The organism is uncultured Tenacibaculum sp. (genome assembly GCF_947495995.1).
Lineage (GTDB): Bacteria > Bacteroidota > Bacteroidia > Flavobacteriales > Flavobacteriaceae > Polaribacter.
In genome coordinates this window covers 37,596-57,583 of the sequence record NZ_CANMAX010000011.1, presented here as the reverse complement: position 1 = coordinate 57,583, position 19,988 = coordinate 37,596, and the positions used below count along the sequence as shown (strand labels likewise).

The following is a 19,988-nucleotide window of genomic DNA, read 5'->3' as shown; positions in this document are numbered from 1 at the left end:
AATGTTTGTAAAATTTTAAGCAATGATTGATATAAGTGTTGTAATACTATTTTTTCAAGAAATTTGATGACTACTTTTGTAGTCGTGTAAAAATAAAAAGGCCTCTGTTTAGGAGGCCTTAATAACTTATCAAGTTGCGTAAACATTAAAATGTCTACTTAAAAAACAATCATTTAAATTTAAAGCTAGATTTAATAGTAATCATTTTAAATAGAAGCTATTTTATTTGATCTTAAATTAGTCACAATTACAAACTGTTTCAAATAAAATTACACCTTGACCAGAACCAATTCCGAAGCATAAATGTCTACATAAATCAGATTGTGATTGTGGACCTCTAGAACCATTAATAGTTTGTTGTTCTGTTTTATTTAATGTTTTTACACCTTTTAGATTTGAGATTGTTCTCTTCATAATATTTAATTTAATATGTTATTTACAGTGAGGTTCCATCTGAAATAAAAATGTTACTATCAATTTTCAAAAAAAATAAAATGAATCAGAGATTAGTAGAACAGCCTTTGTTTTCAAAGCAATGCGGACATGCATGTTTGAGTATGATTACTGGAGATTCTATTGAAGATATTGCTCTTAAGCTTCAAAATTATAATGAATTAAGTTTAGAGAAAGAGATTATGTGGTATTTAAACGATAAAGGGTTTAAAGTAACATTAGTCAAAGCCTTTAAAATTTTAGAAGAGCATATTCCTAATAACTCAATTGTAAGAGTTGAAGACATAAATGGAGTTGGGCACTTTGTGTTAAAACAAAACCATGTATTTAAAGATCCTAATGTAGGTATTGTTAAAAGTTATATTTCTAGAAAAAGATTTACACATTACATAACAATCAATAAATAAAAAACAAAACCACTTGTAGTAAAACAAGTGGTTTTTTTAGTAACAATTATAGTTGAAATATAGCTGAAATATTATCTTACAGCTATAGGGTAATTTTCACCTCTACTACGTACAGATCCAGAAGTTCTTGGAGCACCACCTCTTGCGTGCATAATACCAGCAACGTGTGGAGCAGCCATAGAAGTACCACTTAAAGTAGCATATCTTCCTCCTGGCCAAGTAGATAATACATTAGTACCAGTTGCAATTACATCAACAGGATTCATGTTAAAGTTAGAAGTAGCAGCAAATTGTCCATTACAAGTCATATTTGCAACAGTATAAATTCTACTTCCGTTAATACAAGCAGGATCGTAATTAGCAGCATCAGCACCGCTATTTCCAGCAGCGATAGCAACATAAGAACCACCGTTAGATAAAGCTAATACAGCGCTTCTGTAAGAAGTTCTAGTAGAACAACCAGAACCAAAGAAACCACCTAAACTTAAGTTAACAATATCACCAGCTAAATCGTATCTACCAACGTGATTAATTCCTGCTAAAATAGTAGAAGTAGCACTTGATGGTCCACAACCAAATACTCTTACAGGAACTACACTAGCACCAGCAGAAACACCTACAACACCAATACCGTTGTTAATAGCAGCAGCAGTACCAGCTACGTGTGTTCCGTGTCCGTTACAATCATCTGGAGTTCCGCCTACAAATGATCTAGCATACGTAGAGTTTGTAACAACATTTAAATCTGGGTGATCTAAATCAATACCACTGTCTACAACCCAAATCCATGCATCTTTACCAGCACCATTTACAAACCCACCAGCTCTTGAAATACCACATGGAGTTTGTTGCGCCATTCTTTGAGATACCTCAGAAGATTGTACATCATTAATTTGGAAGTTTTCTAACTCTACAACTCTATCGTGCTCGATAAAATCAATGTTAGGATCTTTAGCTAAAGCTTTGTACTCTTGGTCGTTTAATTTAACGGCCATCGCAGCAATCTTAGTTGTGAAATAATTTAGGACGTTAGCTTGATCTAATCCGTTATCAAATAAAATCGTATTCATTTTAGAAATAGATCTTTCTGAGATTTGATCAACAGATTTTGCCTTTAAAGATCTGTTTGTGAATTGAGTTCTAGCTAAAAGCTTAGAAGTAGGAGTTACAGACGATTCTTTGAAAACTACGATGTACTGACCAGGAATAATATTTCCTTGTTCACCAGAAGCTTCAATGTTTTTTGCTTGTAAGTCATTGTCATTAGTGTTTTCACTTTGACATGAGGTCATTAATAGTGCTGAAAATAGAACAGCACCAATCGAAAATTTACTGAAATTTTTCATGATTTTGAAGGGTTAATTAAAATTTTTTGACAGGTCAAATTTGAGGAATTAAGACATGAAAAAAAAGTAGGTTAAAATACCTTTAAGTTTTTAAATTCAAAAAAACATAAAAAATAAAAAAACTTTAAAGCAACATTGTTGCGATAGTAAAAACAATGGGTTTGATTTTTATGATGAATAAAAGAAAGCTTCTTTTTATAAATTTAACATCGATTTTTACTTCATGTTTTTTAACATAAATTAACATAAATTAACTTTTTGTTAACTGCATTGTATGTGTTTTTACAGGTTAACATATGTTAATTTAATAGGTTTTTTCCTGTTTTTTTGTTAAAAAATAGGGTTAATAATTACTGATTTACTCTTTTTAATTTAAAAAATACAATTTGGCGATGTTTATAGATACATACTTTTGAGCTCTTATGTTTATTTTTTCAAAGCTTAGAGAAGAAATAAAGAGTTAACATTCGTTTTACATATATAATGTAGAAGATGATCTAAAAGGTAATTGTGTTAAGATTGTAGCAAAGAAAAACCGCTTGTTTAAAACAAGCGGTTAAAAATTACAATTATATAGTGTCTTTAAATATAGACTATATTTTATCGTACAGCGATAGGGTAGTTTTCACCTCTGTTACTAACAGATCCAGAAGTTCTTGGAGCACCACCTCTAGCATGCATAATACCAGCTACGTGTGGAGCAGCCATAGATGTACCACTTAAAGTAGCATATCCTCCATTTAAGTATGTACTTCTTACACTACTTCCAGTTGCAATTACATCAACAGGATTCATGTTATAGTTAGGGAAAGAAGAGAAACCACGGTTACATGTCATAGATGCAACAGTAAAAATGTTTGTTCCGTTAATACAAGCAGGATCGTAGTTAGCAGCGTTAGCAGCACTGTTTCCAGCAGCAATAGAAACGAAAGTTCCAGCATTTCCTAATCCTCTAATAGCACTGATATAAGAAGAAGAACTTCCACATCCAGAACCAAAGAATCCACCTAAACTTAAGTTAGCAATGTCACCAGCGATGTCATAACGACCTACGTGGTTAATTCCAGCTAAAATAGTAGAAGTAGCACTAGAACCTCCACAACCAAATACTCTTACAGGAACTACACTAGCACCAGCAGATACACCAACAACACCAATATTGTTGTTAATCGCAGCAGCTGTTCCAGCTACGTGAGTACCGTGTCCGTTACAATCGTTAGCTGAACCACCAACAAAAGATCTAGCGTAAGTAGAATTTGTAACAACATTTAAATCTGGATGATCTAAATCGATACCACTATCGATAATCCAAATCCACTGATCTTTACCAGCACCGTTAGCAAAACCACCTGCTCTTGTAATACCACAAGGAGTTTGTTGTGCCATTCTTTGAGATACACCTCTAGATTGTACATCTTCTACTTGAAAATCTGGTAACTCAACAATTCTGTCGTGCTCTATAGCAGCTACATTTGGATCAGCAGATAACTTCTGAAATTCTTGTGTAGATAATTTCATTGCTAATCCAGAAATTTTTGTTGTGTAAAAATTTAGAACGTTTGTTTGATCTAATCCATTTTCAGATAAAATCGTTTTCATTTTAGAAATTGATTTTTCTGAAATGTCATCTACAGATTTTGCTTTTAAGGCTCTGTTTGTAAACTGAGTTTTAGATAAAAGTTTTGAGGTAGGTGTTACCGAAGACTCTTTGAAAACTACAATGTATTGTCCAGGAATAATGTTTCCTTGATTACCAGTAGCTTCAATGTTTGTTTGAATGTCGTTGTCAGCAGTGTTTTCATTCTGACAAGAAGTAATTAAAAGTGCCGAAAATAAAATAGCACCAATCGAAAATTTGCTAAAATTTTTCATGATTTAGAAGGGTTAATTAAATTTTTTGATTGGTCAAATTTATAAATATCACTTTAATAAAAAAATGAGTTAAAGTTGGTTTAAATTATTGTAGTGTAGTTTGTTATGTTTTAGTTGTAGGAGAAAATTAAATTTAAAGCAACATGGTTGCGTTAGTGATTTCGCTAGTTTTAATGAAATTTTATTGTCTTAAAAGATGCAATTTTTAAAAATTTTTAAAAACCGATTTTGATTTATTTTTTAATGTGTTTTTAGGTGTTATTTAGTAATTTAATGATTGCGGTTTTTGATAAAAAAAGTTTCTAAAAGGAAGTAGTTTTACTTGATGTTTAAAATAATATCGCTACGATTTTTATCTTTTATGGTTACGATATAAAGATTTCCATAAGTAAGATCATCAATTTGTTTGTATTTTTTCTTTTGAATAAATGAATTTACTAAATCAGGAATAGTATTACTATGACCAACAAATACAATATTTTGTCCTTTTGAGTTTTCTATAAATTCTTCAACATTAAATTTAAATGGATGATATTTTTTAATTTTCAAGTTATTGCTCTTAGCAATAGGTGTTGCAGTTTGAATTGTTCTTTTATAATCCGTAGATAATACTTGATCAATTTTATAGTATTGAAAAATATTGGCCCATTTAATAGCTCTTTGTTTTCCTTTTTCTGTTAGGTCAGGATTTTTAATATTTAAAATCTTTTCTGCATGACGAATAAAGAAAAATGTGCTAGTTTTTGAATTTTCTTGAGCTACAAGACTAATCTTAATAGTTAAGAATAAAATTAAAAGTGTAAGTTTTTTCATAAAATTAAAATACAAGATTTTTATGAAAAAAATCAAATTTGATTTCCCTTTATATTTTAGAAATGAAAAAGCCTCAAAGAATTGAGGCTTAAATGCGTTTAGATTGGAAGGGAACGCGGGGGAATAATGAGTTATAAAAGTATAATAAACTCTTGGTTTATTTATAGGGAAAAACACTGTTTTTCATTTAGATAGATATTGTTAGTTATAAAATATAAAAGCCTCTTAAAGAAGAGGCTTTGTAGAATACATAATTGATCAAAAAATTAACTGTATAACTTAATACTTACAAGTATAAATTTACGTAATATTCTCTTTTATAATAAAGATAGTTTATGAAGTTTATAAGAAATTATAATGATTTTAACTATTGCTTACGAGCTGAAGTTTTTTGTAAAACTAGTAGCATAAAAACCACTCAAAAATGAGTGGTTAGGGATTATCGATTACTTATACATTTATCATGGGGAATGTAAATGTGGCACGAATTTAAGATTACTAGTTCTAAAATTTCAATACTAAAATTCAGTTTTTGTAATAAAAATAGTCACTACAAAAAAAGAGAATAGAATGAGTTTTAATAGAGGGTACAAAAAAAACCGTCTTAAGACGGTTTTTAGTGGCAACTTACATAATTAATCCAATTAAGAATCGGTACTAAATCCTACATATTTTATTAAAGCAATTACTTTATATCGAGGTCTGTTATCAAAAGCTTGGTTTCCTCCTCTTGATTGAGTAGTAAAAGAGTGATTATGATTTCCAGTAACATTTGTGTTTACACTATGTGTATGATTTCCAGCTGAACTGGTAGATATAGTATGTGAGTGTGTTCCAGCATAGTTTGAGGTAAAGCTATGGCTGTGATTTCCAGCGCTTTGAGTTTGAATGTATTGGTCAATTCCAGCATTGTGTCCTCCCCATTCTCCTACACTTGTATCAGTATGCCTAGGTGTTCTATGGTAATCATTTTTAATACCATGTGTATGGCTACCGTTATATGATGTTGAACCTGTGTGTCTATGATTTCCTCCTGAAGAAGTACTTCCAGAATGCGTATGACTTCCTGCTGTAGTTGTATTACCAGTATGTGAGTGACTACCTGCAGTAGCTGTAGTTCCTGTATGATTATGAGCAGGCATTTGCGCTTGAGTTAAAACTCTACTATTAGATCCGCCAGTTTTTCCAATTAAATTGTAATCAGAATTTGTAGGATCATATATTACAGGGAAATGACCAGATAAGATTTCGCATAATTCCCATCCTTCAGGAATATCTTCAATAGCTCCAACGTAAGGTAATCTTACATCTTTAAAGAATGTAGTAAACATTTGATTCGCTACTCCTTGAATGAAAGGTTTTAATTCGGAAAAACTAAAAGTTTCAACTCCAGAGTTCCCAAATTCAGCTCTTCTTCTTACATAAGCAGATTTTTCATCTCCTAATCCGTCTCCATCAGCATCAGTTTGATAAGTAACTTCTTCTTTTGTTTCTATGATAGTAACATTAGATTGAATTGGTCCTCCTGTAAAAGGTAAAATTTCTCCTTTATAAACGATTGTTCCATTGGTTACATTACTTCCTTGAGTTACTGCTCCAGAAAGAATATATGTTTCACTTCCACCTAAAGCAGTTAAGCCTGCTGCCATGTAACTCTGACCTTGTAAAAAATCTAAAGTTTCTGTTGCTAACGGAAATCCTCCGTCAAATAGTTCTAGTTTATTCATTTTCTGTGGTTATTTTATAGGTTTTACTAGCTAATTTGTAATAGTTAATTAATGATCTCATTCTAATATTTTCTTCATCTGAAACAGTAATATCTGATGGTAATACAACAACAAAATCAACATCTTTAAATTCTAATTCTGTTTGATTGAAAATATATTGTGTATTTAAAAAGATATCTTTTTGATCTTCATATGGATACACATATGTAGGATTGTTAAATAATCCATCAGATATGTAAATACGTCGTAAAGTTTTATCAAATCGATCGTTTAAAACCTTTTGTAAATACACAACTTGTCCGTTGTGATTAATTTTATATAAGGTTTCAGATCTGAATTTTTGAAATGTTTGATATAATTCTACCAGGGGCTTAATGAGAGATTTTAAGTAATTAACAATTTTTGTTTTTCTCTTAAATGTTGGGAGTAATAGACTTATTTGTCTATTAAAATCCGTTTCATATATCTTATAGCGTGACATCTCTTGGTATCCAATTAATAGTTAAATCTTCTGTGTTTATTTTCATATGACCAGCATCTGATTGATATACTTCATTAATAGGGGTCCAATCTGCTTGGTTACCAAACCTGTAGTAAGCATCTTTAATTACAGGCATTTCAATACCGTCTACTTGTTGAAGTTGATCTGTTAATTTCGTAAGTACAAGTTCACCGTTAAATTCAAATTCTTTTAAGTATTGTCTTAATTTATTTTGAAGAGGTTCATTATCTGAACCATCTAATCGAGCTCCACTTGCGTCAATTTCTAAAGGATTGTAATAAGCGTCAATTTCTAATTTTAATAAATCAGCATCTCTGTTGATTAATACAACTTTAACACCAGCATCTCTAATTAATTTTATGTACTGAATTAATGCTGCTTCTTCATCAGATGATAGTTTGGTTCTAACGGTTTCATCTTCTCCAGCTACTTTTACATAAAGAATTGAATTGATTTCTACTACAGCTGCATATTTAACAACTTTAGCATCTTCGATTTGTTTAACAGTTAAACCATCGTTATCATAAGTGTCTTTTTCGTTCAATTCGTGTCCAAACTGAAAATCCAAAACTTTTTTTCTGTACCAACTTGGTTTATGAGGTTTTAGTAGATACAAAAGTTCTTCGATTTCTTGTTTTAAAGTGTCGAAAAGTTTTTCAATAGTCCAAAAACTTACTGAGATAATAAAGACAAATAGTCTCCATATTGAAACTTTAGATACACTTGTAAGATTGTTTTTTTCGCTGTTTGTTAATACTTCTAAAGCATTTAATTCTGTATCTGAATTAATACTTTCAAGAATGCTTTCTTGGATTTCATTAATGCTTCTTGCCATGTTACTTGTTATTTAATAGATATTATTCTGTTTTTAATCATGTCCGTGGAGACAGCTAATAATTTAGCTGTCTTTTGCCCAGGGACATATAGCTCAGTTAAGAGTTATTTTGAGGCGCAACTCAATTAAGAGTTACGTTAAGTGATATCTCAGTTAAGAGTTATCTCGTTTTAATGAATATTTTTAAGTTTTTTTAATCATGTCCGTGGAGACAGCTAATAGTTTAGCTGTCTTTTGCCCAGGGACATATAGCTCAGTTAAGAGTTATTTTAGGGCGCAGCTCAATTAAGAGTTAGGTTAAGTGATATCTCAGTTAAGAGTTATCTCGTTTTAATGAATATTTTTAAGTTTTTTTAATCATGTCCATGGAGACAGCTAATAGTTTAGCTGTCTTTTATCCAGGGACATATATCTCAGTTAAGAGTCATTTTAGGGCGCAGCTCAATTAAGAGTTACGTTAAGTGATATCTCAGTTAAGAGTTACCTCGTTTTAATGAATGTTTTTAAGTTCTTTCGTAACTAATTTTATATTTTTCGTTTTGATCTATGAAAACTCTTAAAGTTTCTGAAAAAGGAGATGTTATCGTTTCTCCTTTATAATTTAGTTGTAACTTTAATTTAATATAAAAATGAGCCTGAGAACGCGATTTTTTTCTGTATAAGGTATTAGATACACTATTTTTCATTCCTTGTGCTTTTAATCTACCTGCTATAGGAGTAGTGCTAGCACTAAAAAAGTGTTCTAAACCAAAGTCTAATACTGATTTTTTATCTTTTATTTCGATAACCGTATTTCTTGTACCTTTTGAAAAATAATGATAGAAACCTGCTTTTTTTGAATACACTTTTCCTGACTTCTCAACTTCGTCATAATACCTAAGTTTCTTTTTTGATTTATATCTGTATAATAATATCTTAGGTTCATAATCTAGAAAGTTCTTAGCTCCGTTGGTAAACTCACATTCTAATAGGTTTACATTTCCGGTGTATGATTTGGTTGAATCGTTATTGTAATTTTTAGTGAAATTTCTAGATTTATCTCCCCAAGAAAGATTAAATTCTGGGAAAATACTTTCGCTATTATCTATCGAAATAGAATTATTTTCAGGATTTATTGTTGCGCCTTTAAAAGAAATTTGATCTTCTACTTTAGTTGCAGAAAATGTATTAGTTCCATCACTTATAGTTTTAAAACCACTAGTATTAATTTTGGCTAATTTTTCTTTTTCCGCATCGGTAAAATCATTAGAAGATAATTGCTTGCCTTCTATTTTGTCAACCTTACTATCATCAGACTTTCCTTGTACTAAGTTGTTACTTAGTGTTGTGTTAATAGTTCCAAAAGTATCAGTTAGTTCAATTACAAATTCATCTTGTATTCTTTTAAGTAATGCATCTTCAAGTATACCATTGTATTGACCAGTGATTTTTGTTATAGCAACATTCGCATATCTAAAGTCAGTATCTAACTCACCAATGTAAATAGCAGGGTTTTCTCCTTGTTCAAAACGGACATTAAAATCATATTTTTTATCTGAAGCTATTATTCTGGTAGATTCTGTATGGAAGTTGGTTCCTGAATCTTGATTAGAATAAATATAAGTGTTAATTATCATGTTAGCAGAAATACGATCAGCACCATGATATCCTGTACTAATATCTAGATATAAACTTAAAGTATTAACTTGAATCTCCTTAGGAACATTGATTTTAATTGCCCCAGTTTTTGTTACACGAAAACCAATTTGTGATGGTGTGATTTGAAAAAGAGTGCCGTTTTTCAGTGGATCTCCAGAAATAGCATAATTTGCATCGTTATTTAATTCAGAGACATTTTTAATCTGATTGATAATAACTTTGTTGTTTTCTGTGTCAATTTCTGCTCCCTCAAAAGTAATTTGATCTCCTTGTCCATTTGCGAGAATTGTATCTTCACCATCAGTTACACCAGAGAAAGCATTAATGCTAAAATTAGCTAGCTTTTCTTTTTCTAATGATGTAAAGTTTTCATCTGATAATTGTTTTCCTTCTACAATTTCAACCTTACTATCCAGATCTTGATTAATTTTTGTTAATGTGTCTTCTAGTTCTTCAATGTAAGTGATAGGTTTAGAATCTGGTGCTACATAATTCTCTAAATCAGCTAATTTTGTTTTCTCTTCCGAAGAAAAATTTTCATCAGAAAGTTGTTTTCCTTCGATTTTATCTACTTTAGATTCAATAGCTTCTTGTAAACCATCAACTTCTGTGATCTGATGAAGCTCTGGATGGATATAGTTTTCTAATGTTTCTAACTTTTGTTTTAACTCTAAACTAAAATTTTCATCAGAAAGCTGTTTTCCAGTAACTTTATCGACTTTTGAATTTAATATTGAAATTAAATCATCAATAAAGTTTAAAGGCATCGTATTCGGTAATACGAACTTTTCTATTTTAGTAATGTTACCATCAGAAAATGTAAATATAATATCTCCATTTTTTGATACTTCGTAATTTGTGATGATGTTTCCATCGTCTTTATGGTGAAAACTATCAATTAAGTTTTCAAATTGATTCTCAGTAGGTTTGTCACCTGTTTGAAACCAACTTTTTAAGATGTCTATGCTAGTTTTCATTTTAGTTAAAATGTATTTGTTGTTATAGGTGGTAATTTTGTTTCTACAACTTGTCTAGATTCAATAGTTACTGTTGAATATTCTATTTTGATTGTTAAATAACCTTTTAAGCTGTCAATCATTTTGTTAGGTTCACCTATAAGGTTAACACCATGTAAGAAATTAGGCGCATAATCTTTTAAATTAGTATATCGCATGTCTAAATTATTACTTTCAACATATGGTGCATTCATTGTGTAACCGTTTAAATTGGCTAGATGAATGTTGTGAAACGTATCTATATATGCTTTCTTTTGAGTTAAATCTGCAAATCCTAATCTTAAAAAATATCCATATTCTGTAAAAGGTTCAATATGTCCTACAATAGTAACATTGGTAGGAATAATAAGACTATTAGGTGCAGTGTTTTCAAATAAGTTTAAAAACTTAATTTCTGTATCGTTTGCAGTATTAAAGAATTCTAAATTGATATTTTCTTGATATACTTTTTTCCCACCATAATTGATATCAGCATATTCTTTAGTAATTAATGATTGCTTTCCATAATTCTCAATTAAATTATAGGATAGGGAAGGAGCAGTAATGGCACCATTTTTATATACTGTTAAAGCATCACTTTTTGCGGAACTTGTTTCACCATTACCAATGTTGAAAACACGGTCTTCAGCATTGAAACTTATTTTTGATTTAGGCGTGTATTCAGTATTGAATTGACCTATACTAAACTCTGCATGAGAATGAGATGTTGTACTTGCACCAGCAGCGAATGATTCATTAGCTAAAGCTTGTGTGTCTCTACCAAAGGCAGAAGAAGCTTGAGAGTTTGCGGTAGTTCTTAAGTTAGCAGCAAATGAAACAGATCCTGTTGCACCAGTTAAATCATTTTCGAACTTATTATTTTGACTTAAATCTACAGCATTAAGTCCAATATTTCCGTAATGTATTGGGTTTTGACCTGCTAATCTCCAACCTGAGTTTGTCTCTTCAGTTATTTTATTTAAACCAGAGCTATTATTTTCAATTACAATTGCATTTTTATCAACATCAATGATAGCTCCTTCGAATGTTATTTGATCACCTTGTCCGTTTGCTATGATGCTGTTTTCTCCGTCTGTTACACTTGAAAAAGCATTGATATTAAAATTAGCTAGTTTTTCCTTTTCTAGTGATGTAAAGTTTTCATCAGAAAGTTGTTTTCCTTCAATAATATCAACTTTACTATCTAAATCTTGATTTATCTTTGTTATAGTATCTTCAAGCTCTTCGATATAGCTAATCGGTTTTGAATCTGGAGCTACGTAATTTTCTAATCCTGCTAATTTTTCTTTTTCTTCAGAAGAGAAGTTTTCATCAGAAAGTTGTTTCCCTTCAATTTTATCTACTTTAGATTCGATAGCTTCTTGTAATCCATCTACTTCAGTAATTTGATGGAATTCAGGGTGAATATAATTCTCTAATGTTTCTAGTTTTTGCTTAAGTGCTAAACTGAAATTTTCATCAGAGAGTTGTTTACCGGTTACTTTATCTACTTTCGAATTTAAAGTCTCTACTAAACCATCAATGAAATTTTGTGGCATAGTATTCGGTAAAATAAATTTTTCAATTAAAGTCGTATTACCATCAGATAAAGTAAAAGATACATTTCCATTATCAAAAACTTGATAGCTAGTGATAATATTTCCTTCGTCTTTATGATGAAAACTATCAATTAAGTTTTCGAATTGGTTTTCTGTTGGTTTGTCACCAGTTTGAAACCAGCTTTTTAATATGTCAATACTTGTTTTCATGAGTTATCTTTTATAAAAATGAATTGCAATTTTATGTCTTAAAACATCATCTGATCTTTCTCTGTTTCTTAAACTATATATAGCGTAACTTCCACCTCCGCTAGCTTCAAAACGTAATTCATCTGAAATAGCTTCAACCAAAGGTCCATAGTTTTTGTCTTGAACGAATACAATATCTACATATCTATATTTTGGGGTAGTTTCTGGAGTGATCTGCATTAAATACCAGCCAACATTCGATCTTCTAATTGTAAATTCAAATCCACCATCGTTAATAATAGGTTCAAGTACAGGTACATCAGTTCCTGTTTGTCTAATAGTGGCAAGATATATTTGAACATCTCTATTTGTAGAGTTATTTAAGCCTGCTAGTTTTTGTTTTTCTTCAGTAGTAAAATCATTTGTAGAAAGTTGTTTTCCTGCAACTTTATCAACTTTATTGTCGATTTCAGATTTAACTTCAGTTAACTTCTCATCAACTTGACTTTCATTAATTTTATCATCGATCTCAAGTTTTACTTGATCTAACTCGCTATGTAATTCTTCGCCAGTAACACGATTACTGATTTGATTTTCTAAATTTTCAATATATGGTTCTAGTCCACCTTCATCGATTTTATTATCGAGATCGTTTTTAATAGATTCTAGCTCTATTTGTAAATCCTCACTACTTATTTTTTCACTTATATCTGTGTTTAAACTATCTAATTCATCTTGTAGGTTTTCAATATTACTGATAGCTAGTTCTGGGGTATTGATTTTAATTATTTTTTCAACAGGATCTATAGTTACTCCTTCAAAAGTAATTTGATCACCCACTCCTTGTGCAGTAAAACTGTTTTCTCCATCAGTAACCTCAGAAAAAGCATTAATACTGAAATTAGCTAACTTTTCTTTTTCTAGTGTTGTAAAATTTTCATCAGAAAGTTGTTTTCCTTCTATTATTTCAACTTTATTTTCTAAATCTTGATTGATTTTTGCTAAAGAATCTTCTAGTTCTTCTATATAGCTGATAGGTTTTGAATCTGGAGCTATATAGTTTTCTAATCCAGCTAATTTTTCTTTTTCTTCGCTTGAAAAATTTTCATCAGAAAGTTGTTTTCCTGCTATATTATCTACTTTAGCTTCAATAATTTCTTGTAATCCTTCAATTTCTGTAATTTGATGAAATTCAGGATGTATATAATTTTGTAATCCTTCTAGTTTTTGTTTTAATTCTAAACTAAAATTCTCGTCAGAAAGTTGTTTTCCAGTTGCTTTGTTAACTTTAGAGTTTAATGTTTCTACTAAACCTTCAATAAAATTTTGAGGCATTGTATTTGGTAAAACAAACTTTTCTATTTTGGTTGTATTTCCGTCAGAGAAAGTAAATGAAACATCTCCATTTTGTAAAACTTCGTAATTAGAGATGATATTACCGTCATCTTTATGATGAAAGCTATCAATTAAATTCTCAAATTGATTTTCAGTAGGTTTGTCACCTGTTTGAAACCAACTTTTTAATATATCTATACTGGTTTTCATTAGTCTTTTTCTAATTCGTTTTTTATCTGTTGAACTTTGTAAGCTCTGTTTTTATAAGTTCAGTGTTTACAAAGCTGGTTTCATTCTCTTTTTCCACTCTAAAACTAGATCCAATAATCCAGTATCCAATTCCTTGAAGTCCTTGAGAAACTCCTTCGTCTTTTTTGGTTAAACCTGAGGCAGGATATAAATCTTCTTGCTGATAGTAGTTTTTAATGGTGTTATCAAAGGTGATGTTTTCCGGAATTTTTAATTCGCTACCAACTATTAAAGTATCAGTAGTCGCAAGTCCGTTTTCTTGAGCTATAGCAAGAGCATTTGTAGCTATGCCAGTAGCTTGTATAGCGATATCAAATAAAGATTGATTATTGCTTACTGTTATTGTATTTATCATATTCTATAGCGTTAGGATAAGAATAACGTGTATGCTAAAGCAGTTTAACAAGTGTATTCTTATTAATTTTGTTTGGTTTAACTTTGATATAATAGGTGGCTTTCTTAAGCGTTTTTTATATAATTTCGAATAGAAAAGTGTTTTAAAAACAAGTATTTGATAAAGTTTAAAAATCGGTTACTTTGGCTACTCGCTTGATTCCATTTATAAAACTCTTTTGTTGAAAAAGTAAAGGCTTCATAGATATTACCAAAGTGTTCTATTTCACTAATTTGCTCTGTCCATAATCGATCGTAGATTAAAGTGGCAATAGAAATTTTTTTATTGTTGAAAGAGAGCTTTTTTATCCATTTAGGGATATTTGAAGATAATATAGTATATCCTTTAGGGATAAAAAGCTGTCTTCCATCAGAGAGTGTTATTTCTATAGTTTTAGTGATAACAAAATCATTTTTAGTAGCATTGGTTTTAGATGCTGGAATGAACGACGGAAGTTCGAGGTAATTTAATTTCATTTTTAATTTTTTTTTTGAATTTTTCAATATAGCGTGGTAAAATAATTTTCGATTTTAAATTAATCGCTAATACTGTGCTTTTTAACTTTTACTTACCTTAAACTTTTGTTAATTCTAGCGTTTCTATGCTATTTTATGATTGTTTTTATAAACTTCAAATTCGTTTTTTAAATCTCGGTACTTACTTTTCCATAGATCTAAATTTGTTCTTAATTGTTTAATTTCTGTTTCTAATTCGTTGAATTTTTCATCGTATCTTTTCTTCAAATCGTCTAACGCTTCTTGATATAAATCCACTACTTGTTGTTGGTTTTGAGTTTCTGCTTTTACAAGCTCTTGTCTTCTTTTCTTTCTTTCTGTCCATGCTGTAAACATTCCGCCAGCTCCAAATAGATATCCGATAATGACATCTATATGATTTACTAAAAACTCTTTCATATTACGTAACAGTTAAGCTTAATGGTGCACCTTGATTACCAACTCCAATAATGGTCATTGTTTTTACATATGTATCGATAGCGCTAGCTAGATCTGCAGCTACTTGCTCGTAATTATTATCTGTATTGTTAGAAGGAGCCAAAATACTTTTGATTTGTGCTTCCAATGCAATTTTATTTAAAGGCATAGCTATGGTTTTAAAATTTTATCTATTTCTGAATTTAATGTATCAGTAACAGCAGTTTTAATCTGTGTTATTGCAGCTACATTTGGGGTTACTCCGATAGAAACAACGATTTTATTTACTTCATCACAAAGACTTCCAATTTGATTTTGAATTTCATTAATAATGTCTTTTAATCGTACATCACCTTTTTTAATAATGTAACCATCATCGGTAATATTGAAATGAACATTGTTTTCTCCTTTTTCAACAGTATAGCCATCTTTATCAATTAGAAAGTGAGTGTCTTCAATCGTTCCTTCGATACTTTCAACTTCACTAATGGCACTTACAAAAAGTGTATTATCGTCGTCTCCAATTCTACTAACTAAAACAGATGTTTCTTCTTTTGGGTATTGAACAACTTTGTTGGTGTCGTCAATAACACTAGTTAATCGAACTTCATCGTAATCAAAACCATCGGTATCAATAATTTCAATAGTTTTAGTTTCTTTGTCAACTTTTGTCACAGTAGCGATAAAAGTTTCAGGTTCTTTACTGACTAGTTGTCGAAATGCGTCTTGTAAATCTTTATCTCTTCCCATGTTATCCGATTTTATCTTTTGGAAGAATAATTGCTCCCAATTCTACTTTTCTTCTTGCTCCATTTTGTCCGAATGATGTTGTTACTTTCGGAACAAAATATTGAACAGTTTTACTTTTAGATTGTGGCGAATTCGAGTCAGATCCTTCTTGTTGACCGTTTCTAGATGGATATCTATTATCTGTAATAGAAACTCCCATGCCTCGAGTTGCATACGGAATTAAAAAACTAGTTAAATCACCTCTGTATCCCGTGTATTTAAGCTTGTCTAATTCTGCTTCGCCTCTTCCTTTTAATTCTTTTTCTGTGCTTAAATTGTAAAAATGTAACGTGCGTTGTTCACCTGTTTGTTCACCAACAATAGTTTCAATTTTTGTGTTGTCTTTTTGAACACCGATTACTTTTACATATAACTCAACATCTTCCTTTTTAACATATTTCAAATCGTGACTTACTACGTTTTTTTGAACATGATAATTAGCAGTTTTTCCGATATTAATATCCATTCGTAAACCAGCATGAAGTTTTCCTTCATCGTCTAAGAATATTGAGAGTCCGTATTCGTCTTTTATTTTCTTTAAAGCTTGCGCTCCATTTTTACTTTTTATAGCAAATTTTTCAAAGTTTACATCAGGAATGTTTCCACCAAGTTTAATGTTAGCATCTTCTTGAGTTTTATTGGTTTCATCTAGAATATGAGCAAGAACTTCCTTTAGTGTTATCTTTTTAAAGTTTTTATTAATTCTTGTTTTTCTAATATGATACACAGCGTCTTCACATTCAATATTTACAATGTGATTTTTCGGACTGATGTGTTTTACGAAACCTTTAAACTCTTCTCGTTCTTCATCAACGTCTTTATAAGATAGCTTTATGCTTACAGGCATTCCTGTTTTAATTTCACTTTCCAGTTGTTTGCGTTCTTTGGTTTTGTTTCCAGAATCAAAGAACGCACTGGCAGGCATTTTAATCACAGCTGTATCAGATAATAGGTCTACTGATTTTACTATCTGTACATCGTGTACACGTTTAAATGTGTATTGCCCTATTTTTATGTTACAGTCTAAAACAAACATGTGCTTTTATTTTGGAATAGATTTATTTCTATTATTTAATTCGGCAAAGAAATCATCGTCACTAATAGCGTCTATAGTGTACCTTTGAGAATAGGGTTGGCCTTCCATTTTATCGAGGTTGTACCCAGTAATTACAATTTTTTCTATTCCTAATAATTGCGCTAAATCGTTTTTAAACTCTAATGCTTCTTGAAGCTGACAAAGTTTGATGATTTTATTAACTTGATCTGTTGGATATTCTCGTTTTCCAGGTTCAATACAAACGCCTTCAATCTTTATTTTATAATCGTTAGCACTAATTAATTCTTTAACTGTTCCTCTGTTTTGACTACCAACTACAACGGTTTGAACTATTCTTTTTTGAGTGCTAAATGTTAATAAAGGTTCGTTAGGTAATCGAGTTTTTCCGATCGTAACATCCATAAAAAATGGAGTTCCTAAATGCGTTTTACCGACTGCAGTTCCAATAGAATTTTTATTTTTTATACTCTGTTTGAGTAAAGATTTATCAAATTCTTTTCCTGATTTATTATGAGCCCTTTCTGTAAAGTCTCTTATGTTAAAAATATTGATCATTACGAATTATTTGTTTGCATGTGGTTAACTGAGTTTAAAACACGTAACAGTGATGTAATTAACATGTCTTCCATATCGTTAGTTCCTTCTTTTAAATTTTCAGACTGAATAACCATATTTTCAACTAAACGATCAAAGTGAACATTAATATGAGTTTGCTTTTTACCTCCATCAGTAATGTTGTTAATACCTTGAGTTGTTGTGTTGTTTGTTGTTGAACTGGCCGGAGCTTTATCAGGAAACTTAAAGCCTTTTTGCATTTTCTTTAGGTCAGCATTAAATCCTTTTGTATCAAAAGAAAGGCTTCCCATTTTTTTTGCTCCATTAAGAGCTTGCAATGCATTAGATGCTGTTTTCTGTCTAAAATCATTTACTCGTTGCTGTCTTTCTTCCTCAATTTTTTTAAGTTTGACTTCAGCTTCAGTAGTAATTTTTTCATTTAATTTAGCTCGTGCACCAGAGAAATCTCCGTTCCAAGCTAACTTAATTGCAGCTCCAACATTTTTTACATATTGAATTGCTCTTTGACCAAAATCGACAACATTATACCAGGCTTTCTGAAATCCGTAAACTATAGAGTCAATAAAGAAGCTAAAGTTTTCTTTAAGTTGACTCCAAACTGCGCTCAGAATATCTTTAAAACCTTGCCATGCAGTAGCCCAACCTTTAGTGTATTTTATAACAATTGCTATTACAGAAATAAGTGCAACAACACCAAGAACTATCCAAGTAATCGGACTAAGTCCCATGATAATATTCCAAATTAACCAAGCGCCAGCAACAGCTCCAATAATTGGTGCGGCAGGTTTTAAAACTTCGAATAAAGTATTTAAACCTAAAGCGATGTATGAAATCGGAGTAACTAAAAAGTCTAAAACTTTTTTGAAAATACTTATTGCTCCAGCTGCTGCAGAAGTTCCTTCTTTAAGTCCGAACATTGCTCTTAAGAAGCCTCCAATAGTTCCAGCAAGATTAACTATCATGCTAATAATTGGCTCGGCGGCTTTAGATATTGTTTTGAAACCTTTTACAAATTCGGTAGCAAAATCAATAAGTTTATTCGCAACAGGTTTAAATACACTAGTGATTCTACTAAATTCTTTCTTGTAAATTTTATTTAGGTTGTCAAGTTTCTTTTTATCTCCAAACTTTTTAACAAACTTGCTTACACTATCATAAGCAGATTTTAATTTTCCTTTTACTCCTTTGAAATTTAAAGATGGTACAGCATATTTCTTTTGAAAAGCTTCATATTTCTCTTTAAACTTCCCGTATTTTTCAACTGTAGCTTTTATTAATTTGAATGGAGCAGCGACTACTTTTGAAACTACATTTGCTCCTTTCTTAGCTGCGCCTAAAGCAGCGCTTCCTAAAGAAACCAATCCTTTACCTACTAACCCAAGAGCAGATCCTCCAATTTTAGCAATTCCGTTGGCAAAAGTTTTAACAATTCCTGCAACAACACTTTTTCCAGGTAAAGCTTTAATAAGGCTACCGAAAAACTTAGAAACTTTCTCTGTTACTGGTTGTAAAGTATTGGTTATAGTATTTGCTAAACCATTTACGCCTTCAGAAATATAGTTGGCTATACCACTAGTATAGTTTTTAAACTGTGTTGTTGTATTTTGGATAAATTTCCCAAAATTTATAATGTCAGTAACAAATTGACTGTCGATTATTCCTTCTGTCCCTAAAGTGAAAAGAGCAGCAAAGCTCAGAGCTTTAAATTGATTTTTAGAATTATCAATAAAAGTTTTAACTCCAGCTGAAGCTTTGTTAAAGTTTGAGTTGATAAAGTTTACAGCTTTTTTAGAGTTTGAATCTACAAAGTTTGTAAGTTCTTTAAATTTATTGTTTACAGATGATACTACACCATCATAGACTCCATTAATTGATTCTGCTACACTACTTGCTGCTTTTCTTATAGGGTCAAAAGATTTACTTATTATTCCTGTAAAACTTTTAAAGCTTTCTTGTGTTTTTGATGCAGCTTGTCGAATATCACTAAAACCACTTTTTAAATTATCTAAATGCTCTTGATAAGAAATTGTGTTTTTAGAAGCTTCTTTAACGTTTTCATCTAGCTTTTCTATTTTATCAATGGTTTCAGAAATAGGTTGTACTATTTTATCGAAAGTTGTGTTTAACTCTTTCAGTACTTTAAGTAATTCTTCCATGATTATATTTTGATTTTAACTTGCGGCTTTAGCTTCTTTTTGTCTAATATCTTCAAGTTGTTTGAACTTCTCTGCCCATTGTTTATCGGTTAGGGCAGAGGGTTCAATATTCAAGTGATACTGCATAAGTGTATCTACATAAGTAATCCAGTTATGTTTCGGGT

19 protein-coding genes are annotated in these 19,988 nt (G+C 30.7%); 1 reads left to right on the top strand and 18 read right to left on the bottom strand.

The features are described from left to right. Window positions 1-237: 237 nt before the first annotated feature. Window positions 238-414 carry a hypothetical protein gene (locus tag Q1A15_RS19235; protein WP_299627777.1) on the bottom strand — a complete coding sequence of 59 codons (177 nt, stop codon included), beginning with the start codon at window positions 412-414 and terminating at the stop codon, window positions 238-240. Between the two features lie 80 nt (window positions 415-494). Here Q1A15_RS19235 and Q1A15_RS19230 point away from each other — a divergent pair, with 80 nt between their 5' ends. Beyond that, window positions 495-860 (top strand): hypothetical protein, encoded by a 366-nt coding sequence (locus Q1A15_RS19230; protein WP_299627775.1) that lies wholly within the window; start codon window positions 495-497, stop codon window positions 858-860. A gap of 71 nt (window positions 861-931) precedes the next feature. Here Q1A15_RS19230 and Q1A15_RS19225 read toward each other — a convergent pair whose 3' ends face one another. The 17 genes from Q1A15_RS19225 to Q1A15_RS19145 all read right to left on the bottom strand — a co-directional run bounded on the left by Q1A15_RS19225 (window position 932) and on the right by Q1A15_RS19145 (window position 19,824). Next, a complete protein-coding gene (locus tag Q1A15_RS19225) occupies window positions 932-2,206 on the bottom strand; it encodes a S8 family serine peptidase (protein WP_299627773.1) in 1,275 nt (424 codons plus the stop codon). Between the two features lie 600 nt (window positions 2,207-2,806). Then, entirely contained in the window at window positions 2,807-4,078 is a 1,272-nt protein-coding gene (locus Q1A15_RS19220) for a S8 family serine peptidase (RefSeq protein ID WP_299627771.1), read from the bottom strand. Window positions 4,079-4,396: 318 nt separating this feature from the next. Next, window positions 4,397-4,891: a phosphoglycerate mutase family protein gene (locus tag Q1A15_RS19215; protein WP_299627769.1), complete on the bottom strand. Its 495-nt coding sequence runs from the start codon at window positions 4,889-4,891 to the stop codon at window positions 4,397-4,399. Between the two features lie 644 nt (window positions 4,892-5,535). Continuing rightward, on the bottom strand, window positions 5,536-6,618 hold the full coding sequence (locus Q1A15_RS19210) for a hypothetical protein (protein ID WP_299627768.1): 1,083 nt from the start codon (window positions 6,616-6,618) through the stop codon (window positions 5,536-5,538). After that, window positions 6,611-6,910, bottom strand: a complete 300-nt coding sequence (locus Q1A15_RS19205) for a hypothetical protein (RefSeq protein ID WP_299627767.1) — start codon at window positions 6,908-6,910, stop codon at window positions 6,611-6,613. The genes Q1A15_RS19210 and Q1A15_RS19205 overlap by 8 nt, the downstream gene beginning before the upstream one ends. A gap of 175 nt (window positions 6,911-7,085) precedes the next feature. After that, window positions 7,086-7,955, bottom strand: coding sequence for a nucleotidyltransferase (locus Q1A15_RS19200; protein ID WP_299627766.1), 870 nt, complete (start codon window positions 7,953-7,955; stop codon window positions 7,086-7,088). A gap of 503 nt (window positions 7,956-8,458) precedes the next feature. Further along, entirely contained in the window at window positions 8,459-10,570 is a 2,112-nt protein-coding gene (locus Q1A15_RS19195) for a hypothetical protein (protein ID WP_299627764.1), read from the bottom strand. A gap of 5 nt (window positions 10,571-10,575) precedes the next feature. Further along, complete coding sequence (locus Q1A15_RS19190) at window positions 10,576-12,357, bottom strand: hypothetical protein (protein ID WP_299627762.1); 1,782 nt, start codon at window positions 12,355-12,357, stop codon at window positions 10,576-10,578. A gap of 3 nt (window positions 12,358-12,360) precedes the next feature. Continuing rightward, window positions 12,361-13,881, bottom strand: a complete 1,521-nt coding sequence (locus Q1A15_RS19185; RefSeq protein WP_299627760.1) for a hypothetical protein — start codon at window positions 13,879-13,881, stop codon at window positions 12,361-12,363. A 22-nt stretch (window positions 13,882-13,903) separates the two neighbouring features. Next, window positions 13,904-14,275 (bottom strand): LysM peptidoglycan-binding domain-containing protein, encoded by a 372-nt coding sequence (locus Q1A15_RS19180; RefSeq protein ID WP_299627759.1) that lies wholly within the window; start codon window positions 14,273-14,275, stop codon window positions 13,904-13,906. Between the two features lie 104 nt (window positions 14,276-14,379). After that, the gene (locus Q1A15_RS19175) at window positions 14,380-14,790 is read right to left on the bottom strand and encodes a hypothetical protein (RefSeq protein WP_299627757.1); all 411 of its coding nucleotides are present in this window, start codon (window positions 14,788-14,790) and stop codon (window positions 14,380-14,382) included. 123 nt (window positions 14,791-14,913) lie between these two features. Continuing rightward, window positions 14,914-15,228 (bottom strand): hypothetical protein, encoded by a 315-nt coding sequence (locus tag Q1A15_RS19170; protein ID WP_299627756.1) that lies wholly within the window; start codon window positions 15,226-15,228, stop codon window positions 14,914-14,916. Between the two features lies 1 nt (window position 15,229). Then, window positions 15,230-15,415: a hypothetical protein gene (locus tag Q1A15_RS19165; RefSeq protein WP_299627754.1), complete on the bottom strand. Its 186-nt coding sequence runs from the start codon at window positions 15,413-15,415 to the stop codon at window positions 15,230-15,232. A gap of 2 nt (window positions 15,416-15,417) precedes the next feature. Continuing rightward, window positions 15,418-15,996, bottom strand: coding sequence for a hypothetical protein (locus Q1A15_RS19160; RefSeq protein ID WP_299627752.1), 579 nt, complete (start codon window positions 15,994-15,996; stop codon window positions 15,418-15,420). A gap of 1 nt (window position 15,997) precedes the next feature. Continuing rightward, window positions 15,998-17,071 (bottom strand): late control protein, encoded by a 1,074-nt coding sequence (locus Q1A15_RS19155; RefSeq protein WP_299627750.1) that lies wholly within the window; start codon window positions 17,069-17,071, stop codon window positions 15,998-16,000. 6 nt (window positions 17,072-17,077) lie between these two features. Continuing rightward, complete coding sequence (locus Q1A15_RS19150; RefSeq protein ID WP_299627748.1) at window positions 17,078-17,647, bottom strand: DUF6046 domain-containing protein; 570 nt, start codon at window positions 17,645-17,647, stop codon at window positions 17,078-17,080. Next, window positions 17,647-19,824 carry a hypothetical protein gene (locus Q1A15_RS19145; protein ID WP_299627746.1) on the bottom strand — a complete coding sequence of 726 codons (2,178 nt, stop codon included), beginning with the start codon at window positions 19,822-19,824 and terminating at the stop codon, window positions 17,647-17,649. Before Q1A15_RS19145 ends, Q1A15_RS19150 begins: the two co-directional genes overlap by 1 nt. Between the last annotated feature and the right edge of the window lie 164 nt (window positions 19,825-19,988).

What these genes read in the sequence shown, in the direction of transcription:
- Q1A15_RS19165 (WP_299627754.1), bottom strand. Translation starts at nt 15,415, where the DNA reads ATGCCTTTAAATAAAATTGCATTGGAAGCACAAATCAAAAGTATTTTG.
- Q1A15_RS19170 (WP_299627756.1), bottom strand. Translation starts at nt 15,228, where the DNA reads ATGAAAGAGTTTTTAGTAAATCATATAGATGTCATTATCGGATATCTA.
- Q1A15_RS19185 (WP_299627760.1), bottom strand. Translation starts at nt 13,881, where the DNA reads ATGAAAACCAGTATAGATATATTAAAAAGTTGGTTTCAAACAGGTGAC.
- Q1A15_RS19195 (WP_299627764.1), bottom strand. Translation starts at nt 10,570, where the DNA reads ATGAAAACTAGCATAGACATCTTAAAAAGTTGGTTTCAAACAGGTGAC.
- Q1A15_RS19235 (WP_299627777.1), bottom strand. Translation starts at nt 414, where the DNA reads ATGAAGAGAACAATCTCAAATCTAAAAGGTGTAAAAACATTAAATAAA.
- Q1A15_RS19145 (WP_299627746.1), bottom strand. Translation starts at nt 19,824, where the DNA reads ATGGAAGAATTACTTAAAGTACTGAAAGAGTTAAACACAACTTTCGAT.
- Q1A15_RS19160 (WP_299627752.1), bottom strand. Translation starts at nt 15,996, where the DNA reads ATGGGAAGAGATAAAGATTTACAAGACGCATTTCGACAACTAGTCAGT.
- Q1A15_RS19200 (WP_299627766.1), bottom strand. Translation starts at nt 7,955, where the DNA reads ATGGCAAGAAGCATTAATGAAATCCAAGAAAGCATTCTTGAAAGTATT.
- Q1A15_RS19180 (WP_299627759.1), bottom strand. Translation starts at nt 14,275, where the DNA reads ATGATAAATACAATAACAGTAAGCAATAATCAATCTTTATTTGATATC.
- Q1A15_RS19190 (WP_299627762.1), bottom strand. Translation starts at nt 12,357, where the DNA reads ATGAAAACAAGTATTGACATATTAAAAAGCTGGTTTCAAACTGGTGAC.
- Q1A15_RS19225 (WP_299627773.1), bottom strand. Translation starts at nt 2,206, where the DNA reads ATGAAAAATTTCAGTAAATTTTCGATTGGTGCTGTTCTATTTTCAGCA.
- Q1A15_RS19230 (WP_299627775.1), top strand. Translation starts at nt 495, where the DNA reads ATGAATCAGAGATTAGTAGAACAGCCTTTGTTTTCAAAGCAATGCGGA.
- Q1A15_RS19155 (WP_299627750.1), bottom strand. Translation starts at nt 17,071, where the DNA reads ATGTTTGTTTTAGACTGTAACATAAAAATAGGGCAATACACATTTAAA.
- Q1A15_RS19150 (WP_299627748.1), bottom strand. Translation starts at nt 17,647, where the DNA reads ATGATCAATATTTTTAACATAAGAGACTTTACAGAAAGGGCTCATAAT.
- Q1A15_RS19175 (WP_299627757.1), bottom strand. Translation starts at nt 14,790, where the DNA reads ATGAAATTAAATTACCTCGAACTTCCGTCGTTCATTCCAGCATCTAAA.
- Q1A15_RS19215 (WP_299627769.1), bottom strand. Translation starts at nt 4,891, where the DNA reads ATGAAAAAACTTACACTTTTAATTTTATTCTTAACTATTAAGATTAGT.
- Q1A15_RS19220 (WP_299627771.1), bottom strand. Translation starts at nt 4,078, where the DNA reads ATGAAAAATTTTAGCAAATTTTCGATTGGTGCTATTTTATTTTCGGCA.
- Q1A15_RS19210 (WP_299627768.1), bottom strand. Translation starts at nt 6,618, where the DNA reads ATGAATAAACTAGAACTATTTGACGGAGGATTTCCGTTAGCAACAGAA.